The following is a 20062-nucleotide window of genomic DNA, read 5'->3' as shown; positions in this document are numbered from 1 at the left end:
GGTTGTGCGTGGGCGTCCGTGCTGACGCACGAACTACTCCGTTTGTGCTGCGCAAGACATTGCGTGAAACGCCCACGCAGCAGAAACGGAGAGAAGCACCTTCCCTGCTTCGCCGCCGCACGAAAGGCCGTCCCCCATGGCGAGGGTGGGGCGCATTGTTGCTGAACACCTTGTCCCGCCTTCTGCCTTTTGCGGTGGAAGCTTGGACATAGGCGAACCCGGCCGAGCATATGGATTACGAGACAAGATTGCTGAAGGGGTGGCTCCATTTGGAGAAGAACTGGCACGCGCTGGCCGCCAAGGATTGCTTGGCGATCCTCGAATCCCAGCCGAGCGGTTTGGACGAGGACCAGGTCCGCGAACGGCGCGCCAACTATGGGGCGAACCAGCTGGTGGAAGGCGCGAAGGTGTCGCTGTTGACCTTGTTTCTCAATCAGTTCCGGGACTTCATGACGATTGTCCTCCTCGCCGCGACCCTGATCTCCGGCTTGCTCGGCGAGTACACCGACGCCATCACCATCATCGCCATCATCGTCCTCAACGGGGTGCTCGGATTCGTCCAGGAAGTCAAGGCGGAGCGGTCGCTCGCCGCCCTCAAAGAACTCACGGCCCCGACCGCCAGGGTCCGGCGGGCGGGCAAGGTGGACACCGTGCCGGCCAAGGACCTGGTGCCGGGGGACATCATCCTGCTGGAGGGCGGCGACCGCGTCCCCGCGGACGGGCGCATCCTCACCGCTTCCGGGCTGGACGTGGTGGAGGCGTCCCTGACCGGGGAGTCGGTGCCCGTCAGCAAACAGGCGAACGCCTTCGTCGATCCGGTCTCGCCGCTGGGCGACCGGATCAACATGGTGTACATGGGGACTCTCGTCACCCGCGGCAAGGCGGAGGTGTTGGTCACCGAGACCGGCATGCAGACGGAGATGGGCAAAATCGCCGGCCTGATGCAGCAGTCGGAGGAGATGCTGACGCCGCTGCAGAAGCGCCTGGACGATTTGGGCAAGGTGCTGGTGTGGCTGGCCGTCGGCATCACCGTGCTGGTGGTCGTCACCGGCATCCTGCACGGCCAGAACCTTTACCGGATGTTCCTCGCCGGCGTCAGCCTCGCCGTCGCCGCCATCCCGGAAGGGCTGCCTGCGATTGTGACGATTGCGCTGGCGCTCGGGGTCCAGCGCATGATCAAACGCCATGCCATCGTCCGCAAGCTCCCGTCCGTAGAGACCCTCGGATGCGCGACGGTGGTGTGTTCCGACAAGACCGGCACGTTGACCCAGAACCGCATGACCGTGCAGCAGGTGTGGGCCGACGGACAGTGGTTCCGCGTCACCGGCTCCGGGTACAACCCCATCGGCGAGTTCGTCTACGAGGACCGGCCCATCCAGCCGATGCGCCGGCCGGCGCTCCGGTGGCTGAATGAGATCGCGGCCACCTGCAACAACGCGGTGATGAAACAGGTGGCCACCGACGAGGGCGAGGCGTGGGAATGCCACGGCGACCCGACGGAAGGCGCACTGCTCGTGATGGCGAAAAAGGCCGGGTTCGGCGACCCGGATGCGGTGTACGAGCGGATCGACGAGATCCCGTTCGACTCGGACCGCAAGCTGATGTCGGTGCTGGTGCGCCGGGGGGACGAGGTGTTCCTCTTCACCAAGGGTGCGCCCGACGTCCTGTTGGAGCGCTCCAAATTCATCCTGACGGGCGGCAAGGAGGAGCCCATCTCGTCGGGCGTCAAGCGTCAGATCGCGGCGGCCAACGAGCACATGGCGAAGGCGGCCCTGCGCAACCTGGCGCTCGGGTACCGCCGCTTCCGGAGCGTCGAGGCCGCCAAGGCGGAGCGCCATCCGGAGTCCGATCTGGTGTTCGTCGGCCTGTGCGGCATGATGGACCCCCCGCGGGAAGAGGTGTTCGAAGCCATTCGCAAATGCCACCAGGCGGGCATCCGCACGGTGATGATCACGGGGGACCACCAGGAGACGGCGACCACCATCGCGCGCCAACTGGACATTCTGCCCAAGGACGGCGTGGTCGTCACGGGCGCCGAGCTGGACGAGATGGCGGACCAGGAGTTGGCGCGCCGGGCCAACGACATCTATGTGTACGCGCGCGTGTCGCCGGAGCATAAACTGCGCATCGTGAAGGCGCTGCAGGCGCGCGGGCACATTGTCGCGATGACGGGGGACGGCGTCAACGACGCGCCGGCCATCAAACAGGCGGACATCGGCATCGCGATGGGCATGACCGGCACGGACGTGGCCAAGGAGGCCTCCGCGTTGGTCTTGGCGGACGACAACTTCGCGACCATCGTGGCCGCTGTCGAAGAGGGGCGTGGCATCTACGACAACATCAAGAAGTTCATCCGCTACGTGCTGGCCAGCAACGTGGGCGAAATGGTCACGATGTTCGTGGCGATGCTGGCCGGGCTGCCGCTGCCCCTCGTGCCCATCCAGATCCTCTGGGTCAACCTGGTGACGGACGGCCTTCCCGCTATCGCGCTCGGCGTCGATCCGGCGGAAAAAGACATCATGTCCCGGCCACCCAGGGGGGTCAACGAGGGCGTCTTTGCGCGCGGGTTGTCCGTCAAGATCTTGAGCCGCGGGATCCTCATCGGCGCGGTGACGCTGGCGGTGTTCATCTGGGCGCTGCAGACCCATCCCGACGATCTGGCCAAGGCGCAGACGATGGCCTACGCGACGCTGACGATGAGCCAGTTCATCCTCGTGTTCGATTGCCGCAGTGCGGAGGGCGGCATCTGGAAGCGCAACCTGTTCGAGAACACCTGGCTGGTGCTGGCGGTGTTGTGTTCGCTCGGCCTGTTCCTGATGACGCTGTACGTGCCGGCCCTGGTGGAGGTCTTCGGGACGGAGCCGCCGTCGCCGACGGAGTGGGGGATTGTGGTCCTGGCGGCCGCCGTGCCGACGCTGGCGCTGTCCCTGCGCCGGGCGGGCCGCAAGGCACTGAAAACCAAGATCGCGCTTGGGCGCTGAAGCCCGGCCGTCGAGCCGTCTCGGCGGGACCGGTGATGGACCGGCCCCGTCTTTTCGCGCTTTGCGGCGGATGGGCGCGATTGGGCCGGAAAAGTTGTGCCAACCCGCGGATTTCAGTAGAATATAGTCACGTTTGGAGGGCTGGCCCGATGGCACTGCGCAGCATGACCGGATTCGGACAGGCGGTGGTCGAGGGAACCGAGGTCCGGGTCAAGGTCGAAATCCGGTCGGTGAACCACCGCTTCGCCGAATTTCAAATCAAAATCGGGCGGGATCTGTTCGCCTTGGAAGAGGAAGTGCGGGCGCTGGCGGCGAAGCGAATCGGGCGAGGGCGAGTGGATGGGTTCGTCTCCGTCGAACCGCTGCGGCCCCTGCCGGCCCAGGTGTCGGTCAACTGGGATCTGCTCGACGCCCTGTGCGAGGCGGAGCGCGCCGCGTTGAGGCGGCAGGGGGTGGACAAGCCCGCGCTGGTCTCGGTGGCCCATTGGATGACCTACCCCGGCGTGGTGACGGTGGAGACGCGCACGTTCGATCCCGATGCCCTGCGGCGGGACGTCCTGGAGGCGGTGGCCTTGGCGTGCGACCGGCTCATCGAGATGCGCGTGCGCGAAGGCAGCCGGATAGCGGCCGACATGCTTGCGAAACTGGACGATTTGGCTCGTTTGACGGAGGAGATGGCGCGGCTTGCCCCTGCCGCCGCGGAGGCGGTGCTGCGGCGGCTGCGGGATCGGATGAAGTCGGTGGTGCCGCAGGCGGACGAGCAGCGGCTCTTGTCCGAAGCCGCCATCCTCGCCGACCGGGCCTGCATCGACGAAGAACTGGTGCGCCTGGAGAGCCACATCGCCGAATTTCGCAAGTCGGTCCGCGAGGGCAGCCCGGTGGGCCGCCGCCTGGATTTCATCGTCCAGGAGATGCACCGCGAGGTGAACACCATCGGATCGAAGTCGACGGATCTGCAGATTGCCAAAGCCGTTCTGGAGGCCAAGGCGCTGGTGGAGCAGCTCCGCGAACAGGCCCAGAACATCGAGTGAGGCGGCGGCGGCCGCATGGAGGAGGCGCTGCGTGTGAGTATCAAGCTGATCAACATCGGGTTTGGCAACATCGTGTCCGCCAACCGGATCATCTCCATCGTGAGCCCGGAGTCCGCGCCCATCAAGCGGATCATCCAGGAGGCCCGGGACCGGGGCATGCTCATTGACGCGACGTACGGCCGCCGGACGCGGGCGGTGATCATCATGGACAGCGATCACGTCATCCTGTCCGCCGTCCAGCCTGAGACAGTGGCGCACCGGTTGACGGCCAAAGACCAAATTCTAGACGACGAGGAATGATGGCTCATGGCTCATGCCCGGGGCTCCGGGATTCTGTTTGTCCTGAGCGGCCCATCCGGGGCCGGCAAAGGGACGGTGTGCAAGGCCCTGATGGAGACACTGCCCGACATGCGCCTGTCCGTGTCGGTGACGACGCGCCCGCCGCGGCCCGGAGAACGGCACGGGGTGAACTACTTCTTCCACACGAAGGCGGAGTTCGAGGCGATGATTGAGAACGGGGAGTTGCTCGAGTGGGCCCGCGTGTTCGATAATTACTACGGAACGCCGCGCGCCTACGTCGAAGAGAATCTCGCGGCGGGGCACGACGTGCTGTTGGAGATCGACATCCAGGGCGCCATGCAGGTGAAGCGCGCCTATCCGCAGGGGGTGTTCATCTTTCTCATTCCCCCGTCGGCCACGGAACTCGAGGCGCGCATCCTGGGGCGCGGAACGGAGACGGAAGACTCGTTCCGCCAGCGGTTCGGGGCCGCCCGCCACGAACTGCAGATGATGAAGGAATACAATTATGTGGTCGTCAACGACGTGGTCGAGGCGGCGTGCGAGCGCATCCGCGCCATCATGACGGCCGAGCACTGCAGTGTGTCGCGCAATCTGCATCTGATGTCCGAATGGTAGCGGGAGCGGTCCGGCAGCTACGCCGGACCGCTCCGAGGGCCGTCCGAGAAGCGGCAGAAAAAGGGGGGATGCCTGTGCTGTATCCATCCATCGATCACCTGATGAGTCTGACGGACAGCAAATACAGCCTGGTGGTGGCGACGTCGAAGCGGGCGCGCCAACTGCAGGAGCGGACGATGCATCAACCGGGATCGAGCACGACGAAAAGCGTGAGCCGTGCCCTGTGGGAGATCGCCGAAGGCAAGGTGCGGTTCTATCGGACCAAGGAAGGGCTGAAGTGACACCGGACGGCCGGGGGCGGGCGATGGCGGCCGTCCGGCGGCCGGTCAACGGCATCGGGCGGACGGCCTCCTGTGGACGGGTCTTCCGCGGTCGACAGCTTCCCGCATCCGCGATGGCGATGCGGGAAGTTTTTTCTGAAAAGAGGGGGGAGCACCGTGCCGGCAAACGTGCTGCTGGGCGTCAGCGGCGGAATCGCAGCGTACAAGTCCGCCGCCTTGTGCAGCCTTTTGGTCAAGCGCGGATACGACGTCCAGGTGTTGATGACGGAGAATGCCACTCGGTTTGTGCAGCCGTTGACGTTTCAGGCATTGAGCCATCGCCCGGTGGTCGTGGACACGTTCGCGGAGCCCAATCCGTCCGAGATCGCGCACATCGCGCTGGCGGATGAAGCGGACGTGTTCGTCATCGCCCCCGCGACGGCCAATCTTATCGCCAAGCTGGCCCACGGTCTCGCGGACGACATGGTGACCACGACCGCACTGGCGTGCACCGCGCCCATGGTGATTGCGCCGGCGATGAACGTGCACATGTGGGATCACCCGGCGGTGCAGCAGAACCTGCAGGTGCTGAAAGAGCGCGGCGCCGTGGTGGTCGAACCGGGCAGCGGTCAGTTGGCCTGCGGGTACACCGGCAAGGGCCGGCTGGCGGAGCCGGAGGAGATCCTCGAGGTAGTGGAACGCACGCTGCGCCGGCGGCAGGACCTGGCGGGGAAGCGCATCGTGGTGACCGCGGGTCCGACCATCGAGGAGATTGACCCGGTGCGTTACCTGAGCAACGCGTCGTCGGGCAAGATGGGCTATGCCATCGCGGAGGCAGCGGTGGCGCGGGGGGCCGAGGTGCACCTTATCTCCGGCCCGGTGCCGCTGCCGCCGGTGCCGGGGGCGCGGGTGGAGACCATCCGTTCGACGCAGGACCTGCTGGATGCGGTGATGCGGGTGATTGACCAGGCGGACGTGTTCATCAGCGCGGCCGCGCCCGCCGACTTCCGCCCGGTGCGCCGGCTGGCGCAGAAGTGGAAGAAGACCGACGGGACGCCGGTGCTGGAGCTGGAACCCACGCCGGACGTCCTGGCTGCCGCAGCGGCGCGCCGGAGGAGCGGGCAGGTGTTTGTCGGCTTTGCGGCGGAGACGCACGATGCAGTGGTCTACGGCCGGGACAAGCTGGCGAGGAAGCGGCTGGATCTGGTCGTCGTCAACGACGTCACGGAACCTGGGGCTGGGTTCGCCGTGGACACCAACCGGGTCGTCGTCCTCGACGGCCAGGGGGGAGAGGAGGCCCTGCCGCTGATGTCCAAGCGGGAAGTGGCGGAGCGCATCCTCGACCGCGTCGCCGAGCTCTTGCAGGCGCGACGGGAGGACTGAGGCGGCGGTGCAGGTCGCGAGCGTCGTGGTGGAGATCCCGGCGCGTGCCCTCGACCGCCGGTTCGACTACCGGGTTCCTCTCGAGTGGGAAGGCCGGGTGGCTCCAGGCCAGCGCGTGTACGTGACCCTCGGCCGGCGCCTGTGCCAGGCGTACGTCTGGTCGGTGGCGGACGTGGACGGACCGGCCGCGAGGGACCTGAAGCCACTCTTGGCGGTGGTGGACGACACCCCGCTGTTGACGGCGGAGTTGATGGATCTGGTGGCGTGGCTGGGGGAGCGCTACGGGGCCAGCACGCAAGCGTGCCTGCAGGCGGTGGTGCCGGCGGCCTTCCGGCTGCAACCCCAGCGGAAGTACCGGGTCCGCCCGGATTTCCGGGGACTGCCGCCGGACGACCTGCAGCCGCTGTGGCAGGCGTTGCGGCGGGAACCGCTGTCGTACCGCCAGGTACTCGCTCGCCACGGCCCGGACGCGGCGATTGCGCTGGAGCGGCTTCTCGCCCTGGGTTGCATCGAGGAAGCGGCGGCCGGGCGCGACCAGGTAGGGGCCCGCCAGATTTGGTTCGCCGTACCCACAGGTTCCCTGGAGACGATGCGGGCGGCCGCGACGGAACGGTCGCGGCGCGCACCGCGCCAGGCGCGGATCCTGGAGGCGCTTGCGGCGGCGTGGGCGGAGGCGGGTTGTCCGCCCGGCGGGGTGCCGCTGACGGCCCTGTCGTTGCGTCCGTCCGATGAACCCGTCCGAGCGCTGGCGGCGCAGGGTATGGTCCGGTTGGAGGCCCGCGAGGTGTCGCGCGTCCCCGAAGCGGCGGCCGGGCGCGACGAGCGGCCGGCGGCGCTGACGCGCTGGCAGGCGGAGGCCATCCGGCGCTTGTCGGCGCGGGTCGTGGACGAGCGCTTCTCCGTGCATGTCCTGCACGGCGTGACCGGGAGCGGGAAGACGGAAGTGTATCTGCAGGTGATGGAGGCCTGCCTGGCCGCGGGGGGCGGCGCACTCGTCCTCGTGCCGGAAATCGCGCTGACGCCCCAGATGGTGCAGCGGTTCGTCGGACGGTTCGGGCCGCAAGTGGCCGTGCTGCACTCGGGCCTGTCGCAGGGCGAGAAGCGGGACGAGTGGATGCGCGTGCGCCGGGGGGCGGCGCGCATTGTGGTCGGCGCGCGCTCGGCGGTGTTCGCGCCGGTCGAAAACCTGCGCCTCATCATCGTGGACGAGGAGCACGAACCGTCATATAAACAGGAGGAGAGCCCGCGATACGACGCGCGCGAGGTGGCGAGGTGGCGCATGGAGCGGTGCGGGGGCACGCTGGTGCTCGGGTCGGCGACGCCGTCGCTGCAGGCGATGCACGAGGTGGAGCGCGGTCGGGCGGACGTCATCCCCATGCCCCAGCGGACGAACGGCAAACCGTTGCCGCCGGTGACCGTGGTCGACATGCGGGAAGAACTGCGGGCCGGCAACCGGTCCCTGTTCAGCCGGGCCCTTCGCCAGGGATTGGAGGAGGCGGTCGGGTCGGGCCGCCAGGCCATCCTCTTCATCAACCGGCGCGGGTACGCCGCGTTCCTGCTCTGCCGCAGCTGCGGGGAGACTCTCGACTGCCCGCATTGCGACATTTCGATGACCTTGCATCGGGGGCGTGACGGGGCGTGGCTCCAGTGCCACTATTGCGGCGAGACGGCGTCCGTCCCTGCCGTGTGTCCGCAGTGCGGCGAGCCCGCGCTTCGCCCGTACGGGGTCGGGACACAACAGGTGGAGCAGGCCCTGCGGGAGCAGTGGCCTACCTGGCGGGTGATGCGCATGGACGTGGACACCACCCGCCGCAAAGGGGCGCACCAGCAGGCGATCTCCCGCTTCGCGGATGGAGATGCGGATGTGCTGGTCGGCACGCAGATGATCGCCAAGGGCCTGGACTTCCCGAACGTGTCGTTCGTCGGCGTCGTGTCGGCCGATACCATGTTGGCCGTGCCCGATTACCGAGCGGCCGAGCGCACGTTCAATCTGTTGACGCAGGTGGCGGGCCGGGCCGGACGGGCCGAGGCGGAAGGGAAGACGGTCGTGCAGACCTACCGGCCGGAGCACTACGCCATCCAGGCCGCCGCGCACCACGATTACGCCGCCTTCTATCGGCGCGAGCGGGCCTTGCGGGAGGCGTTTTCGTACCCGCCGTTCTGCGAGATCACCGTGTTTTGGGCCATCCACCCCGAGGAGCGCCTGGCCCGGTCGGCCGCCCAGCGGTTCGAACGGGAGTTGCGCCGCCGCCTCGGGGAAGACGGGGTGACGGTGCTGCCTGCGGTCGCCGCGGGCGTCGGCCGGGTGGAGGACAAATACCGGTATCAGGTTGTGGTAAAGTATTCACATTGGGTACATGTGCGCGAAGGGGTCATGGCCGCGTTCCGCACGGTCGACGAAAAGATGCACTCGGCCGGCGGAACCTGCGTCCTCGATGTCAACGCGGGACGTATCGGGTAGCGCCGCAGGAAAGAGGTCTGACCCCGGACGGGAGCGTACAGGCCTGTGAAGCGAGGAGGGATCACGGTGTCCATCCGGATGATTCGCACCGGGAACGATCCGGTGCTGCGCCAGGTGTCGAAACCGGTGCCGGAGGTCACGAAGGCGATTGAAAAACTGCTCGATGACATGGCGGAGACCATGTATCACGCGGACGGGGTGGGCTTGGCCGCCGTTCAGATTGGCATTCTCAAGCGGCTGGTGGTGATTGACGTCGGCGACGGGCTGATTGAACTCATCAATCCGGTAATCCTGGAGCGCAGCGGCAGCCAGCGGGCGTACGAGGGCTGCCTGTCCCTTCCGGGCATGCGGGCGGAAGTCACGCGGGCGGCGCGCGTGAAGGTGCGCGCGTTGAACCGCCGCGGTGAGCCGTTCGAGATCGAGGGGACGGACCTGCTGGCGCGCGCGTTGCAGCACGAGGTCGACCACCTGGACGGCATCCTGTTCATCGATCACGTTCGCCCGGAAGACATCGTGTACGAGATGGAGGGCAAGGACGCCCGATGAGCGGCAGGGTGCGGATCGTGTTCTTCGGTACACCGGAATTTGCGGTTCCCGTGCTGCGCGCGCTGGCGGGCGCTCCGTGGGCCGAGGTGGCGGGGGTGGTGACGCAGCCGGACCGGCCGGCGGGGCGCAGGCAGACGCTGACCCCGCCGCCTGTCAAGCGGGCGGCGGCGGAATTCGGGCTGCCTGTGTGGCAGCCCGAGCGGGTGCGCGCGCCGGAGGCCCTCGAGGCCATCGCCCGCCTCGAACCGGACGTCTGCGTCACCGCCGCCTATGGGCAGATCTTGCCGCAGCGGCTGCTCGACATCCCGCGGCGGGGCTGCTTGAACGTGCACGCGTCGCTGTTGCCGCGGTGGCGAGGCGCGGCACCCATCCACCGGGCCATCCTCGCCGGGGATGAGCGGACCGGCGTCACGCTGATGGAGATGATCGCCGCCCTCGACGCGGGGCCGATTGTCGGGGCGCGGGAGATTCCGATTGATCCGGACGACGACGCGGGCACCCTGCACGACAAACTGGCGGCGCTGGGTGCCGCGCTGGTCTTGGAGTTGTTGCCGGATTACGCCGACGGGCGGATCACCCCCCGGCCGCAACCCGAGGACGGCGTGACGTACGCAAATCGGATCACGCGGGCGGACGAGTGGATCGATTGGCGGCGTCCGGTGCGGGAGGTCCACAACCAGGTTCGCGGGCTGCGGCCCTGGCCCGGGGCGTCCGCGCAAGCGGACGGCGGCCCGTTGAAGGTCTGGCGGACGGCGCCCGCCACGGAGATTGAAGCCCCGGCGGAGCCGGGGGTGGTGCGCATGTTCCCCGGGACAGGGGTCGCGGTTCGCTGTGCGGACGGCTGGCTCCGGATGGACGAAGTCCAGCCGGCGGGCCGGCGGCACATGCCCGCTGCGGATTGGTGGCGGGGACTGCGCCGTGATGAGGTGCGCATGGACTTGACGGAGCCGGAGCCCGGCGGGCGAGCGGGCGGATGACGGCGCGGGCGCGCTCGGTCGCATTGCGGGTCTTGCTCGACATCGAGACGGACGGAAAGTACGCGAATCTCGCCTTGCAGCAGGCGTTCCGGAATGCGGCGCTCGACGACCGGGACAAAGCGTTGTGCACCGAGTTGGTCTACGGCACGGTTCAGCGGCGCCGGTCCCTGGACGCGCTGTTGGCGCCGTACTGCGCCCGTCCGCTCGATGATTTGGACCGCCGCGTGTTGACGATATTGAGGATGACGGTGTATCAACTGGCGTACCTCACGCGGGTGCCGGCGTACGCCGCCCTCAACGACGCCGTGAATCTGTGCAAGCGCACGGCGCCGCGGGCGGCGGGGTTCGTCAACGGGGTGCTTCGGGCCTTCACCCGCGACCAACGGTCCGCCGCCGAGCGATTGGAGGAAGCGGCGCGTGCGGCGTCCGCTTGGGCCGACGCGGTGGGGATCCGGCACTCGTACCCGTCCTGGATTGCGGATGCCTTGGCTGCGTCCCTGGGCCGGGAACGCGCGGAGGCGGTGCTCGCCGCCTGCAACGACCCGCCGCTCCTTTCCCTGCGCGTCAACCCCCGGCGGGCCACCCGGGACGAGGTGCTTCAAACGCTGCGGGAGGCGGGCATACCGGCCTCGCCCTCGCAGGTGTCCGAGTGGGGAATCCGGCTGGGGCGCGGCGTGGACGTGGAGGCTTGGCCGCCGTACCGGCAGGGGGCGGTCTCGGTCCAGGACGAGGCGTCCATGCTGATTGCGCCGCTGCTCAAACCCGCCCGCTGCGCGTCGGTGATGGACCTGTGCGCGGGGCTGGGGACGAAGACCACGCAAATTGCGGAGCACCTGCCGGATGGCGCGCGGGTGATGGCGTGCGACATCCACGCGCACAAGCTGCGCTTGCTGCAGGAATCGGCCCGGCGGCTCGGCGTCGACGGCCGGGTGGAGGTCGTCCTCTCGGATGCGCGGGCGTTGCCCGGGCGGCCGGAGCTGTTGGGCCGTTTTGACGCGGTGTTGCTCGATGCGCCCTGCAGCGGCCTCGGCGTGCTCCGCCGGCGCCCGGATATCCGGTGGCGGAGGCGCCCGGAGGACACGGCGGCGCTCGCGCGACTGCAACGCGAGCTGCTCGACGCGGCGGCGGCGTTGGTCCGGCCGGGCGGCGTAATTGTCTACGCGACGTGCACGCTCACCCGGCAAGAGAACGATGAACTCGTCGCGGCGGCGGTGGCGGACGCCGGCGGGCGGCTGGCGGTCGAGGACGTCCGGCCGGATTTGCCCGCTGCGGTGGCGGCGCGGGTGTCTCTGGGGTCCGCCGGGGCGTGGGTCACCCCGGAATGGTTTGGTACGGACGGATTTTTCATGGCCCGTCTGCGCAGGACGGAGTGAGGGGGATCAAGCGTGCGGCATCTGTACGACATGCGCATGGATGAGATGGAAGCGTGGTTTGCGGAGCTCGGGCAGCCGCGCTATCGGGCGAAACAGGTCTTTCAGTGGCTGTATCAGCGCCGCGCGACCTCCGTCCATCAGATGACCAACCTGCCCAAGGCCTTGCGGGATCGGTTGGCCGAGGACTGCGCCATCCAGGTCTCACGAGAGCTGACCCGGCAGGTGTCGCGGATCGATGGAACGGTGAAGTTCTTGCTCGGCTGGCCGGACGGGGTGACGGTGGAGACGGTCTTGATGCGCCACGACTACGGCAACAGCGTCTGTGTCTCCACACAGGTCGGCTGCAAGATGGGCTGCTCATTCTGCGCCTCGACCCTGGGCGGGATGATCCGCCAGATGACGGCGGGCGAGATGGTGGAACAGCTGATGTACAGCCAGCGGCTGCTCGACGAGGAGGGCGGGCGCGTCTCGTCCGTCGTCCTGATGGGCTCGGGCGAGCCGATGGACAACTACGACGCGGCGATGAAGTTCATCGATATCATCAACCATCCGGATGGGTTGAATATCGGCCAGCGTCACATCACCATCTCGACGGTCGGGTTGGTGCCGGGCATCATCCGCCTCGCGGACGAAGGGCGTCCCATCACCCTCGCCGTCTCCTTGCACGCGCCGACGGATGCGTTGCGGTCGTCGATGATGCCGGTCAACAAAGCGTATCCGATTGCGAAGCTCATGGAAGCTTGCCATTATTATCATAGGAAGACGGGGAAGCGGATCTCGTTCGAGTATGCCCTCATCGGCGGGAAGAACGACTCCTTGGAGGATGCCCGCCGTCTGGCGGAGCTGTTGCGCGGGCTCCCGAGCCACGTGAACCTGATCCCGGTCAATTACGTGCCGGAGCGAAACTACCAGCGCACGCCAAAGGAGCAAATTCAGGCCTTTTTGAAGGAGTTGCGGTCGCTCGGTGTCCAAGCGACCGTTCGCCGGGAGATGGGTCACGACATCGCGGCCGCTTGCGGCCAGTTGCGCGCGGAGTACGCGGATGGGCGGCCATAGGCGGCGTGGCCGCGTCGCCTTTGGGGACGCGGGCCGGATGGAGGGGTGAAGGAGCAGATGCTGTTAGCAGCGAAGACGCACGTCGGATTGGTTCGTCCCAACAACCAGGACAGCTTTGTAGTGCGCACCGATGTGGCGCCGGCCTGTCTGGTGGTCATCGCGGACGGGATGGGGGGCGCACAGGCCGGTGAGGTGGCAAGCCGCCTTGCCGCCGACACCGTTTCGGAGTACGTCGCCGAGGCGTACCGCCAGGCGGGGACCGGCGTGGAGCCGGAGAAAGTCCTGCGCGACGCCGTCCAGGCCGCGAACCACCGCATTTGGGAGGCGAGCCGGCACAGCGCCGAGTACGTCGGGATGGGCACGACGCTGGTGGCGGCGTTCATCCACGGCGGCAGCGTGTGCCTGGCGCACGTAGGGGACAGCCGTGCCTATGTCCTGCACAAAGGAGAGTTGGCGCAGGTGACGGACGACCACTCGCTGGTGGCGGAGCTCGTGCGGCGCGGCCAGTTGACGGAGGAGGAAGCCCAGCATCACCCGCAGCGCCATATCGTCACGCGGTCCCTCGGGACCGCCGAATTCACCGATCCCGACGTGTCGGTCCGCCCGTTTGACGAGGGCGATGTGTTGCTGCTGTGTACGGACGGGCTGTCGAACCTCGTGCAGCCGTCGGAGTTGAAGGAGCGGCTGGAACCGCTGCAGGATGCCAAGGTGCAGGCGGATGTGGAACAGGCCGCGGAGGAGCTGATTGGGCTGGCTCTGGCGCGCGGGGGGTCGGACAACGTCACGGTGGCGCTGTTGGTTCGCCGAGAGGAGCGTGAGACAGCGTGAGCCGCTTGCTCGGCGGACGGTACGACCTGCAGGAGGAGATCGGCGGCGGCGGGATGGCGGTGGTGTACCGCGCCATCGACACCTGGCTGGGCCGCCAGGTGGCAGTCAAGATGCTGCGGACCCAGTTTGCCGGCGACGAGGAGTTCGTGCGCCGCTTCCGGCGCGAGGCGCAGTCGGCCGCCAGTCTGTCGCATCCGAACATCGTCAACCTGTACGACATGGGCATCACGGAAGATGGCCAGCACTACATCGTCATGGAGTATGTCGACGGGCCGACGCTTAAGGAAGTGATCCGCGATCGCGGACCGCTGCCGGTGAAAGAAGCCCTCGACATCACGATGCAGATCTGCGATGCCCTGGAGCACGCCCACGACCACGGCATCATCCACCGTGACATCAAGCCGCACAACATCCTGTTGACGAAGACGGGACAGGTGAAGGTCACCGATTTCGGCATCGCCCGCGCCAGCACCACCAACACCATCACTCATCATCAGGGGGACTCGGTCCTGGGCTCCGTGCACTACTTCTCTCCGGAGCAAGCGCGTGGTGCGGCGACCGACGTGAAGAGCGACATCTATTCGCTCGGCGTCGTCATGTACGAGATGCTGACGCGCCAGCTGCCGTTTTCCGGGGATTCCCCGGTCAGCGTGGCGCTCAAACACCTGCGCGACAAGTTCACGGATCCTCGGGAAATCAACCCCGCGGTGCCGCAGAGTGTGGAGAACATCATCCTGCGCTGCCTGGTCAAGGCGCCGGAGCACCGGTACCCGAACATGCGCGCGGTCAAACGGGACCTGGAGGACGCGTTGATTCATCCCAACGTGCCAAAATTTCAGGTCCCGGATGATGCCACCGAAGCGACCATCGCGGTGCCTTTGGTGGGTCCGGGCCGAATGGCGGCGGACGGGATGGAGGCGGAAGCCACCGACAACGGGAAAAAGCGCCGGCGGTGGTGGAAGGCCCTGCTCTGGTCGGGCGTCGCCCTGGTGGTGGTCTGCATCGGTGCGCTGGCGGCCTATTACATCGTCATGGACCTCATCCAGGTCCCGAATGTCAACATGCCCGACGTGCGCGGAAAGACGGTGGCGCAGGCGGAGAGCATTCTCCACCAGGCCGGCTTCAATCAAATCGACGAACAGCAGGGCGTCAACAACAGCCCGGCGGGCACCGTGTATGACCAGGACCCGCCTGGCAACAGTGAGGTGAAACCTGGTCGCGCCGTCACCCTGTGGGTGAGCAAAGGCCCGCAGCAGGTGCAGATGCCGGATCTCTCCGGTGTGCCGGTGGACGAAGCCATCCAGCAGTTGAAAAACCTCGGCTTGTCTCCGGACAACATCACGAAGCAGACGGTGCAGAACAGTCAGTTCGGGGCGGGATTGGTCGTGTCGACCAATCCGCCAAAGGGGACGATGGTCGGCCTGGACGCCAAGGTGGTCCTGCAGGTGAGCGACGGCGCGATGACCACCGTTCCGTCGGTAGTCGGCTTGTCTTTGGACGACGCGAAAAAGGCCTTGGCCGCGGCCCAGCTCAACTACCAGGTCGTCCGGATGCAGTACCCGGTAAAGGACAACCAGGTGTTCAAGATTGTGCCGTACCAGGCGGGCGCCCAGGTGCCTGTGGGATCCACCATCACGCTGTATGTCGCGGACAACTCGGGCGAGTCCGGCGGGGGATTGAACACGCCCCCGGACAACACGACCGGAGACGGGAATCCGTCCGGGGATGGCCAGCAGGTGAAGACGTTCCAGGTCACGGTGACCGATAAGAGTCACAAGGCCCTGCATGTGCAGATTTACAAGTCGGATGCGGCGTCCGCCCGGCAGATGGTGGTGGACGAGGTGATCCGGAACGACAAGCAATGGACCGTCAACGTCGTCGTCACCCCGGACACGCCGGGACAGATCCTCGTTTATGAAGACGGGCGTCTTGAGAAGACGTACAATGTGCCGTACGGGTCCTGAAACGGGCGAGACACGGCCGGGAAGGGAGAATGGACTTGGGAGAAGGATGGGTGATCCGGTCGCTCGCGGGCTTCTTCGATGTGGCCGACGCGGGCGTCACCCGGCGCTGCCGGGCCCGCGGGGTATTTCGGAAGCGGGGCGTGCGCGTGTTGGTGGGGGACCGGGTGCGGTACCAGCCGGTCGGCGCCTCTGAAGGCGTGATCACGGAGGTCCTGCCCCGCAGAACGGAGCTGGTGCGCCCGCCGGTCGCCAACGTCGACCACGCCCTTCTCGTCTTCTCCGTCGTCACCCCGAACTTCCAGCCCCGGCTGCTCGACCGGGCGCTGGTGGCCGTATCGGTGGCCGGACTGTCCGCAACGGTCGTATTGACCAAGTGTGACCTCGCCGATCCGGAGGCGGTTGACTGCGCCGCCGCACCGTACACGGCGGCCGGGTATCCTGTCTTGCGCACGGCCGCGCCGTTGAGACAGGGCGTGGAGGCGGTGCGGGCGGCCATCACCGGCCGGGTGACGGTGTTCGTGGGTCCCTCCGGCGCCGGCAAGTCATCCCTCGGCAATGCCCTGGCGCCGGGGCTGGGGCTCAAGATGGGCGACGTCAGCGACAAGATTGGGCGGGGCCGACACACCACCCGCCACGTCGAACTGTTCGACCTCGGCGGGAACACGTATGTGGTCGATGCTCCCGGGTTCAGCCAGCTTGAGCTGGATCTGCCCGCGCGTGACCTTCGGCTGCACTTTCCTGAGTTTGCGCCGTGGGCTGCGTCGTGCGCGTACCGGGGTTGTGAACACGCGGAGGAGGCGGATTGCGCCGTCCGCGCCGCCGTCCGGCGCGGGGACGTGAACGCGGAGCGGTACCAGTCGTACCTGGAGCTTCTGCGGGACCTTCGCGAGAAGGAGGCGACGCGGTTTTGAACGTGATCATCGCGCCTTCCATCCTGTCGGCCGATTTCAGTCAACTGGGCGCCGAGGTGGCGTCCGTGCTGGAGGCTGGGGCGGATTGGATCCACATCGACGTGATGGACGGGCGATTCGTGCCCAACATTACCATGGGCCAACCGGTGGTAGCGTCGCTCGCCCGTCATGCCGGCGCCCACCTCGACGTACATTTGATGGTGGTACGGCCGGAGGCGCACATCGAGTCGTTCGCCAAGAGCGGCGCCCGGTCCATTTCGGTCCATGCCGAGGCGACGCCGCACATCCATCGGGCCCTGCAGTTGATCCGGGATACGGGGGCGGCGGCGGGACTCGCGGTCAACCCCGGGACGGGGCTGGATGTGCTGGTGCATGTGGCAGATCTGGTCGATCTCGTCCTCATCATGACCGTCAATCCCGGATTTGGCGGCCAACCGTTCTTGGCTTCGATGGTGCCGAAGATTGAGCAGGCCCGCCGGATTCTCGACGCCGCCGGCCGGACGGAGGTCCCCATCGAAGTCGACGGCGGCATCACGCCCGCCACGGCGCCGTCCGTGGTCCGCGCGGGGGCCCGCGTCCTCGTCGCGGGATCGGCGGTGTTCGGCACCCCGGACCGCCGGGCCGCCATCGCGGCGTTGCGGGCTGCGGCCGTTGACGCGGCGCCGGATCCCCGCGCTTGAGCGCCGTCGTCCAGGTGCACATCCACGACTGGGCCGAATATATATAGTTAGCGATCTGGTACGCCCATGACGGTGTTCAGCGGTGAAAACAAGGAGGGACGGCGGGGTGAAATTCTATACAATCAAATTGCCCAAGTTCGTGGGCGGCATCGTCAAGGCATTCATCGGGGTGTTCTCGAAGGACTGAACGGGCGGCGCCACGGTTCGGCGGATGTTTGGGCGGATCACGACAAGGGGCTGATCTCCCGCTGGCGGGGATCAGCCCCTACGTGTTCGACGTTTTCGAACCCCTCAAACCGCGCGCTGCACCTTGCCTGCTTTGAGGCAACGCGTGCACACCTTGATCCGTTTCACAGTGCCCCCCATGTTCACGCGCACCGATTGAAGGTTCGGCAGCCAACGGCGCTTGGTCTTGTTCTCCGCGTGGCTGACCAAGTTTCCGCTCTGAGGCTGCTTTCCGCAAATCTCACACCGTTTCGCCATATTCCGCACCTCCCCGTGGCCAACGCCTGCAATTGTAACACAAGCCGCTTCTCTCACGCAATGGTTCGCGATCACTGTCGGCGTGCAGGGCGGTGCCGGCTTGTGTGATATAGTACAATTGCATAAAGGCAGGATGCAGGAGGGGTTCCGCATGCCGAAGACCATCCACACCGAGTATGGCACCATCAGCATCGCCGAGGACGTCATCGCGACCGTGGCGGGACTCGCGGCCATGGATTGCTATGGTCTGGTGGGCATGGCGTCCCGGAAGCAGGTCAAGGACAGCCTGAGTGAACTCCTGGGCCGGGACAACCCGGGACGCGGCGTGGAGGTCCGCATCTCGGGGGAAGACGTGCAGGTGGATCTGTACATCGTGGTCAGCTATGGTGTGAATATCTACGAGGTGGCGCAAAACGTCCGCGATAAAGTCCGATACGTGTTGAACGAATCGATTGGCATCGCCGTCGACCGGGTGAACATCTTTGTCCAGGGTGTGCGCGTCGCCGCAGAACGCTAGGAGGTTTTCATGACGACTGTCCGTTCTCACCTGGACGGTGCCGCTTTCGTGCAGTTGGTTCGCGCGGGGCACGCGCGGCTCAAGGCGATGGTGGACGCCGTCAATGCTTTGAACGTCTTCCCGGTACCGGACGGGGACACCGGTACCAACATGGAATTGTCCCTCGCCGCCGGCATGGAGAGCCTCGAACGACTGACGAACCCGACGTTGGGGCAGGCGGCATCCGCGCTCGCCTCCGGCCTTTTGATGGGGGCGCGCGGCAATTCTGGGGTCATCTTGTCCCAACTGTTTCGCGGTTTCGCCAAGGCGGCGGCCGACACCGACGTGTTGGACGCGCCCGCCTTCGCCCGGGCGCTGCACGAAGGGGTCCAGATTGCCTACCGTGCGGTGGCCAAGCCGGTCGAAGGCACGATGCTCTCCGTCGCGCGCGAGGCGGCCGCGGTGGGCCTGCGCGAGGCGAAGCGGAACCCCCCTGTACCGGAATGGATGCACAAGGTCCTCCAGGCCGCCAAAGACGCCCTCGCCAAGACGCCCGACCAACTGCCGGTGCTCAAGCAGGCGGGCGTCGTCGATTCCGGCGGGCAGGGGCTGGTGTATATTCTCGAAGGGTTCGATCGTTGGCTGCGCGGGGAAGAGGAGCCCCGTGCGGCGGCCGCGCAACGCGCCGCGACGGCCACGCCGGAGGCCCCCCTCGCGCTGGATTTTGCTGCGGCGCACGTGGACGCGGAAGGGGAGTTCGGGTACTGCACCGAGGTGTTGGTGCGCACTCGGGATGCGGAACGGGCCGAGTCTGCCCTCCGCGCGACGCTCGCCGGGTACGGAAACTCGCTGCTGGTCGTATCCGCCGGGGATCTGGTGAAGGTGCACGTGCACACGCTCCATCCCGGGCGGGTGCTGGAAGACGCCTTGGCGCACGGGGAATTGGTCAAGGTGAAGGTCGACAACATGACGGAGCAGCACGCGCAGATCCGGGCGCAGGCCGGCGGCGCCTCTGCAGAGCCGGCTTCTTCCGCGCCCCCCGCCCGAATGGAGGGGCGCAAACCGACCGCGGTCGTGGCGGTCGTCGCCGGCGACGGGCTGCGCGAAGTATTCACCAGCCTCGGCGTGGATTCGCTGGTGGCCGGGGGACAGACGATGAACCCGAGCACGCAGGAGATCCTCGCTGCGGTGGAGACCGCTCCCGGTGAGCGCGTGATCGTGCTGCCGAACAACAAGAACGTGGTGTTGGCCGCCGAACAGGCGCGGGAGGTGGCGGGCGATCGCCTGATCGTCGTGCCGACGACGACGGTTCCCCAGGGCATTGCGGCCATGATGGCATTTCTGCCGGCCGCCGGGACGAACGAGAACGTCGCCCGAATGACCCAAGCCATCGCGGAGGTGCGCGCGGGATCGGTCGTCCGCGCGGCGCGCGACTCGGTGTACCAGGGCCGGGAAGTGAAGGCAAATCAGTATCTCGGCATGGTGGATCAAGACCTGGTGTGTGTGCAAGGCGACCGGGAACAGGCGTTTCTCGAAGTGGTGGCGGCCCTGTGCCAGGAGGGGGCGGAATTGGTGACCGTCTTCTACGGCGAGGGCGTCGAGGCACCCGAAGTGGAGCGGTTGGCCGAGGCGGTGGGCGAGCGCTTCGGAATCGAGATGGAGGCGCGCCCCGGGGGTCAGCCGGTGTACGATTACATTCTTTCGGTGGAGTAAGTTC

19 protein-coding genes are annotated in these 20062 nt (G+C 67.0%); 18 read left to right on the top strand and 1 reads right to left on the bottom strand.

All coding sequences use genetic code 11. From position 1 onward, the window contains the following. Positions 1 to 230: 230 nt before the first annotated feature. The 16 genes from BM357_RS04765 to spoVM all read left to right on the top strand — a co-directional run bounded on the left by BM357_RS04765 (position 231) and on the right by spoVM (position 17553). Positions 231 to 2981 (top strand): calcium-translocating P-type ATPase, SERCA-type, encoded by a 2751-nt coding sequence (locus BM357_RS04765; protein ID WP_074950186.1) that lies wholly within the window; start codon positions 231 to 233, stop codon positions 2979 to 2981. Positions 2982 to 3130: 149 nt separating this feature from the next. Continuing rightward, positions 3131 to 4012, top strand: a complete 882-nt coding sequence (locus BM357_RS04760) for a YicC/YloC family endoribonuclease (RefSeq protein ID WP_074950184.1) — start codon at positions 3131 to 3133, stop codon at positions 4010 to 4012. A 33-nt stretch (positions 4013 to 4045) separates the two neighbouring features. Beyond that, entirely contained in the window at positions 4046 to 4312 is a 267-nt protein-coding gene (remA, locus tag BM357_RS04755; RefSeq protein ID WP_029420579.1) for an extracellular matrix/biofilm regulator RemA, read from the top strand. A 6-nt stretch (positions 4313 to 4318) separates the two neighbouring features. Then, positions 4319 to 4927: a guanylate kinase gene (gene gmk / locus BM357_RS04750; RefSeq protein ID WP_074950182.1), complete on the top strand. Its 609-nt coding sequence runs from the start codon at positions 4319 to 4321 to the stop codon at positions 4925 to 4927. Positions 4928 to 5001: 74 nt separating this feature from the next. Then, on the top strand, positions 5002 to 5208 hold the full coding sequence (rpoZ, locus tag BM357_RS04745) for a DNA-directed RNA polymerase subunit omega (protein WP_074950180.1): 207 nt from the start codon (positions 5002 to 5004) through the stop codon (positions 5206 to 5208). Positions 5209 to 5364: 156 nt separating this feature from the next. Further along, a complete protein-coding gene (gene coaBC, locus BM357_RS04740) occupies positions 5365 to 6570 on the top strand; it encodes a bifunctional phosphopantothenoylcysteine decarboxylase/phosphopantothenate--cysteine ligase CoaBC (protein WP_074950178.1) in 1206 nt (401 codons plus the stop codon). A 7-nt stretch (positions 6571 to 6577) separates the two neighbouring features. Beyond that, on the top strand, positions 6578 to 9031 hold the full coding sequence (gene priA, locus BM357_RS04735) for a primosomal protein N' (RefSeq protein ID WP_074950176.1): 2454 nt from the start codon (positions 6578 to 6580) through the stop codon (positions 9029 to 9031). A 66-nt stretch (positions 9032 to 9097) separates the two neighbouring features. Continuing rightward, on the top strand, positions 9098 to 9577 hold the full coding sequence (gene def, locus BM357_RS04730) for a peptide deformylase (RefSeq protein WP_074950174.1): 480 nt from the start codon (positions 9098 to 9100) through the stop codon (positions 9575 to 9577). Next, complete coding sequence (fmt, locus tag BM357_RS04725; protein WP_074950172.1) at positions 9574 to 10554, top strand: methionyl-tRNA formyltransferase; 981 nt, start codon at positions 9574 to 9576, stop codon at positions 10552 to 10554. The genes def and fmt overlap by 4 nt, the downstream gene beginning before the upstream one ends. Next, positions 10551 to 11927 carry a 16S rRNA (cytosine(967)-C(5))-methyltransferase RsmB gene (gene rsmB / locus BM357_RS18915; RefSeq protein WP_083430190.1) on the top strand — a complete coding sequence of 459 codons (1377 nt, stop codon included), beginning with the start codon at positions 10551 to 10553 and terminating at the stop codon, positions 11925 to 11927. The genes fmt and rsmB overlap by 4 nt, the downstream gene beginning before the upstream one ends. 30 nt (positions 11928 to 11957) lie before the next feature. Further along, the gene (gene rlmN, locus BM357_RS18910; RefSeq protein WP_175511454.1) at positions 11958 to 12983 is read left to right on the top strand and encodes a dual-specificity RNA methyltransferase RlmN; all 1026 of its coding nucleotides are present in this window, start codon (positions 11958 to 11960) and stop codon (positions 12981 to 12983) included. Between the two features lie 45 nt (positions 12984 to 13028). After that, positions 13029 to 13811 carry a Stp1/IreP family PP2C-type Ser/Thr phosphatase gene (locus BM357_RS04715; protein WP_245783840.1) on the top strand — a complete coding sequence of 261 codons (783 nt, stop codon included), beginning with the start codon at positions 13029 to 13031 and terminating at the stop codon, positions 13809 to 13811. Continuing rightward, positions 13808 to 15775: a Stk1 family PASTA domain-containing Ser/Thr kinase gene (gene pknB, locus BM357_RS04710; RefSeq protein ID WP_139234567.1), complete on the top strand. Its 1968-nt coding sequence runs from the start codon at positions 13808 to 13810 to the stop codon at positions 15773 to 15775. The genes BM357_RS04715 and pknB overlap by 4 nt, the downstream gene beginning before the upstream one ends. 29 nt (positions 15776 to 15804) lie before the next feature. Then, the gene (rsgA, locus tag BM357_RS04705) at positions 15805 to 16686 is read left to right on the top strand and encodes a ribosome small subunit-dependent GTPase A (RefSeq protein ID WP_245783839.1); all 882 of its coding nucleotides are present in this window, start codon (positions 15805 to 15807) and stop codon (positions 16684 to 16686) included. Further along, on the top strand, positions 16683 to 17366 hold the full coding sequence (rpe, locus tag BM357_RS04700) for a ribulose-phosphate 3-epimerase (protein ID WP_074950170.1): 684 nt from the start codon (positions 16683 to 16685) through the stop codon (positions 17364 to 17366). The genes rsgA and rpe overlap by 4 nt, the downstream gene beginning before the upstream one ends. Before the next feature lie 82 nt (positions 17367 to 17448). Next, on the top strand, positions 17449 to 17553 hold the full coding sequence (gene spoVM / locus BM357_RS04695; protein ID WP_074950169.1) for a stage V sporulation protein SpoVM: 105 nt from the start codon (positions 17449 to 17451) through the stop codon (positions 17551 to 17553). A 104-nt stretch (positions 17554 to 17657) separates the two neighbouring features. Here spoVM and rpmB read toward each other — a convergent pair whose 3' ends face one another. Beyond that, positions 17658 to 17849 (bottom strand): 50S ribosomal protein L28, encoded by a 192-nt coding sequence (gene rpmB, locus BM357_RS04690; RefSeq protein WP_074950168.1) that lies wholly within the window; start codon positions 17847 to 17849, stop codon positions 17658 to 17660. Between the two features lie 151 nt (positions 17850 to 18000). On the opposite strand from rpmB, the gene BM357_RS04685 reads away from it, so the two are divergent. After that, positions 18001 to 18366: an Asp23/Gls24 family envelope stress response protein gene (locus tag BM357_RS04685; RefSeq protein WP_029420565.1), complete on the top strand. Its 366-nt coding sequence runs from the start codon at positions 18001 to 18003 to the stop codon at positions 18364 to 18366. Between the two features lie 9 nt (positions 18367 to 18375). Further along, positions 18376 to 20058 carry a DAK2 domain-containing protein gene (locus BM357_RS04680; RefSeq protein ID WP_074950167.1) on the top strand — a complete coding sequence of 561 codons (1683 nt, stop codon included), beginning with the start codon at positions 18376 to 18378 and terminating at the stop codon, positions 20056 to 20058. Positions 20059 to 20062 lie beyond the last annotated feature (4 nt).

Origin of the sequence: Paenalicyclobacillus macrosporangiidus, from assembly GCF_900116805.1 — a bacterium.
Classification (GTDB): Bacteria; Bacillota; Bacilli; order Alicyclobacillales; family Alicyclobacillaceae; genus Alicyclobacillus_H; species Alicyclobacillus_H macrosporangiidus.
The sequence above is the reverse complement of the archived record's forward strand: the minus strand, read 5'-3'. Positions and strand labels throughout refer to the sequence as shown.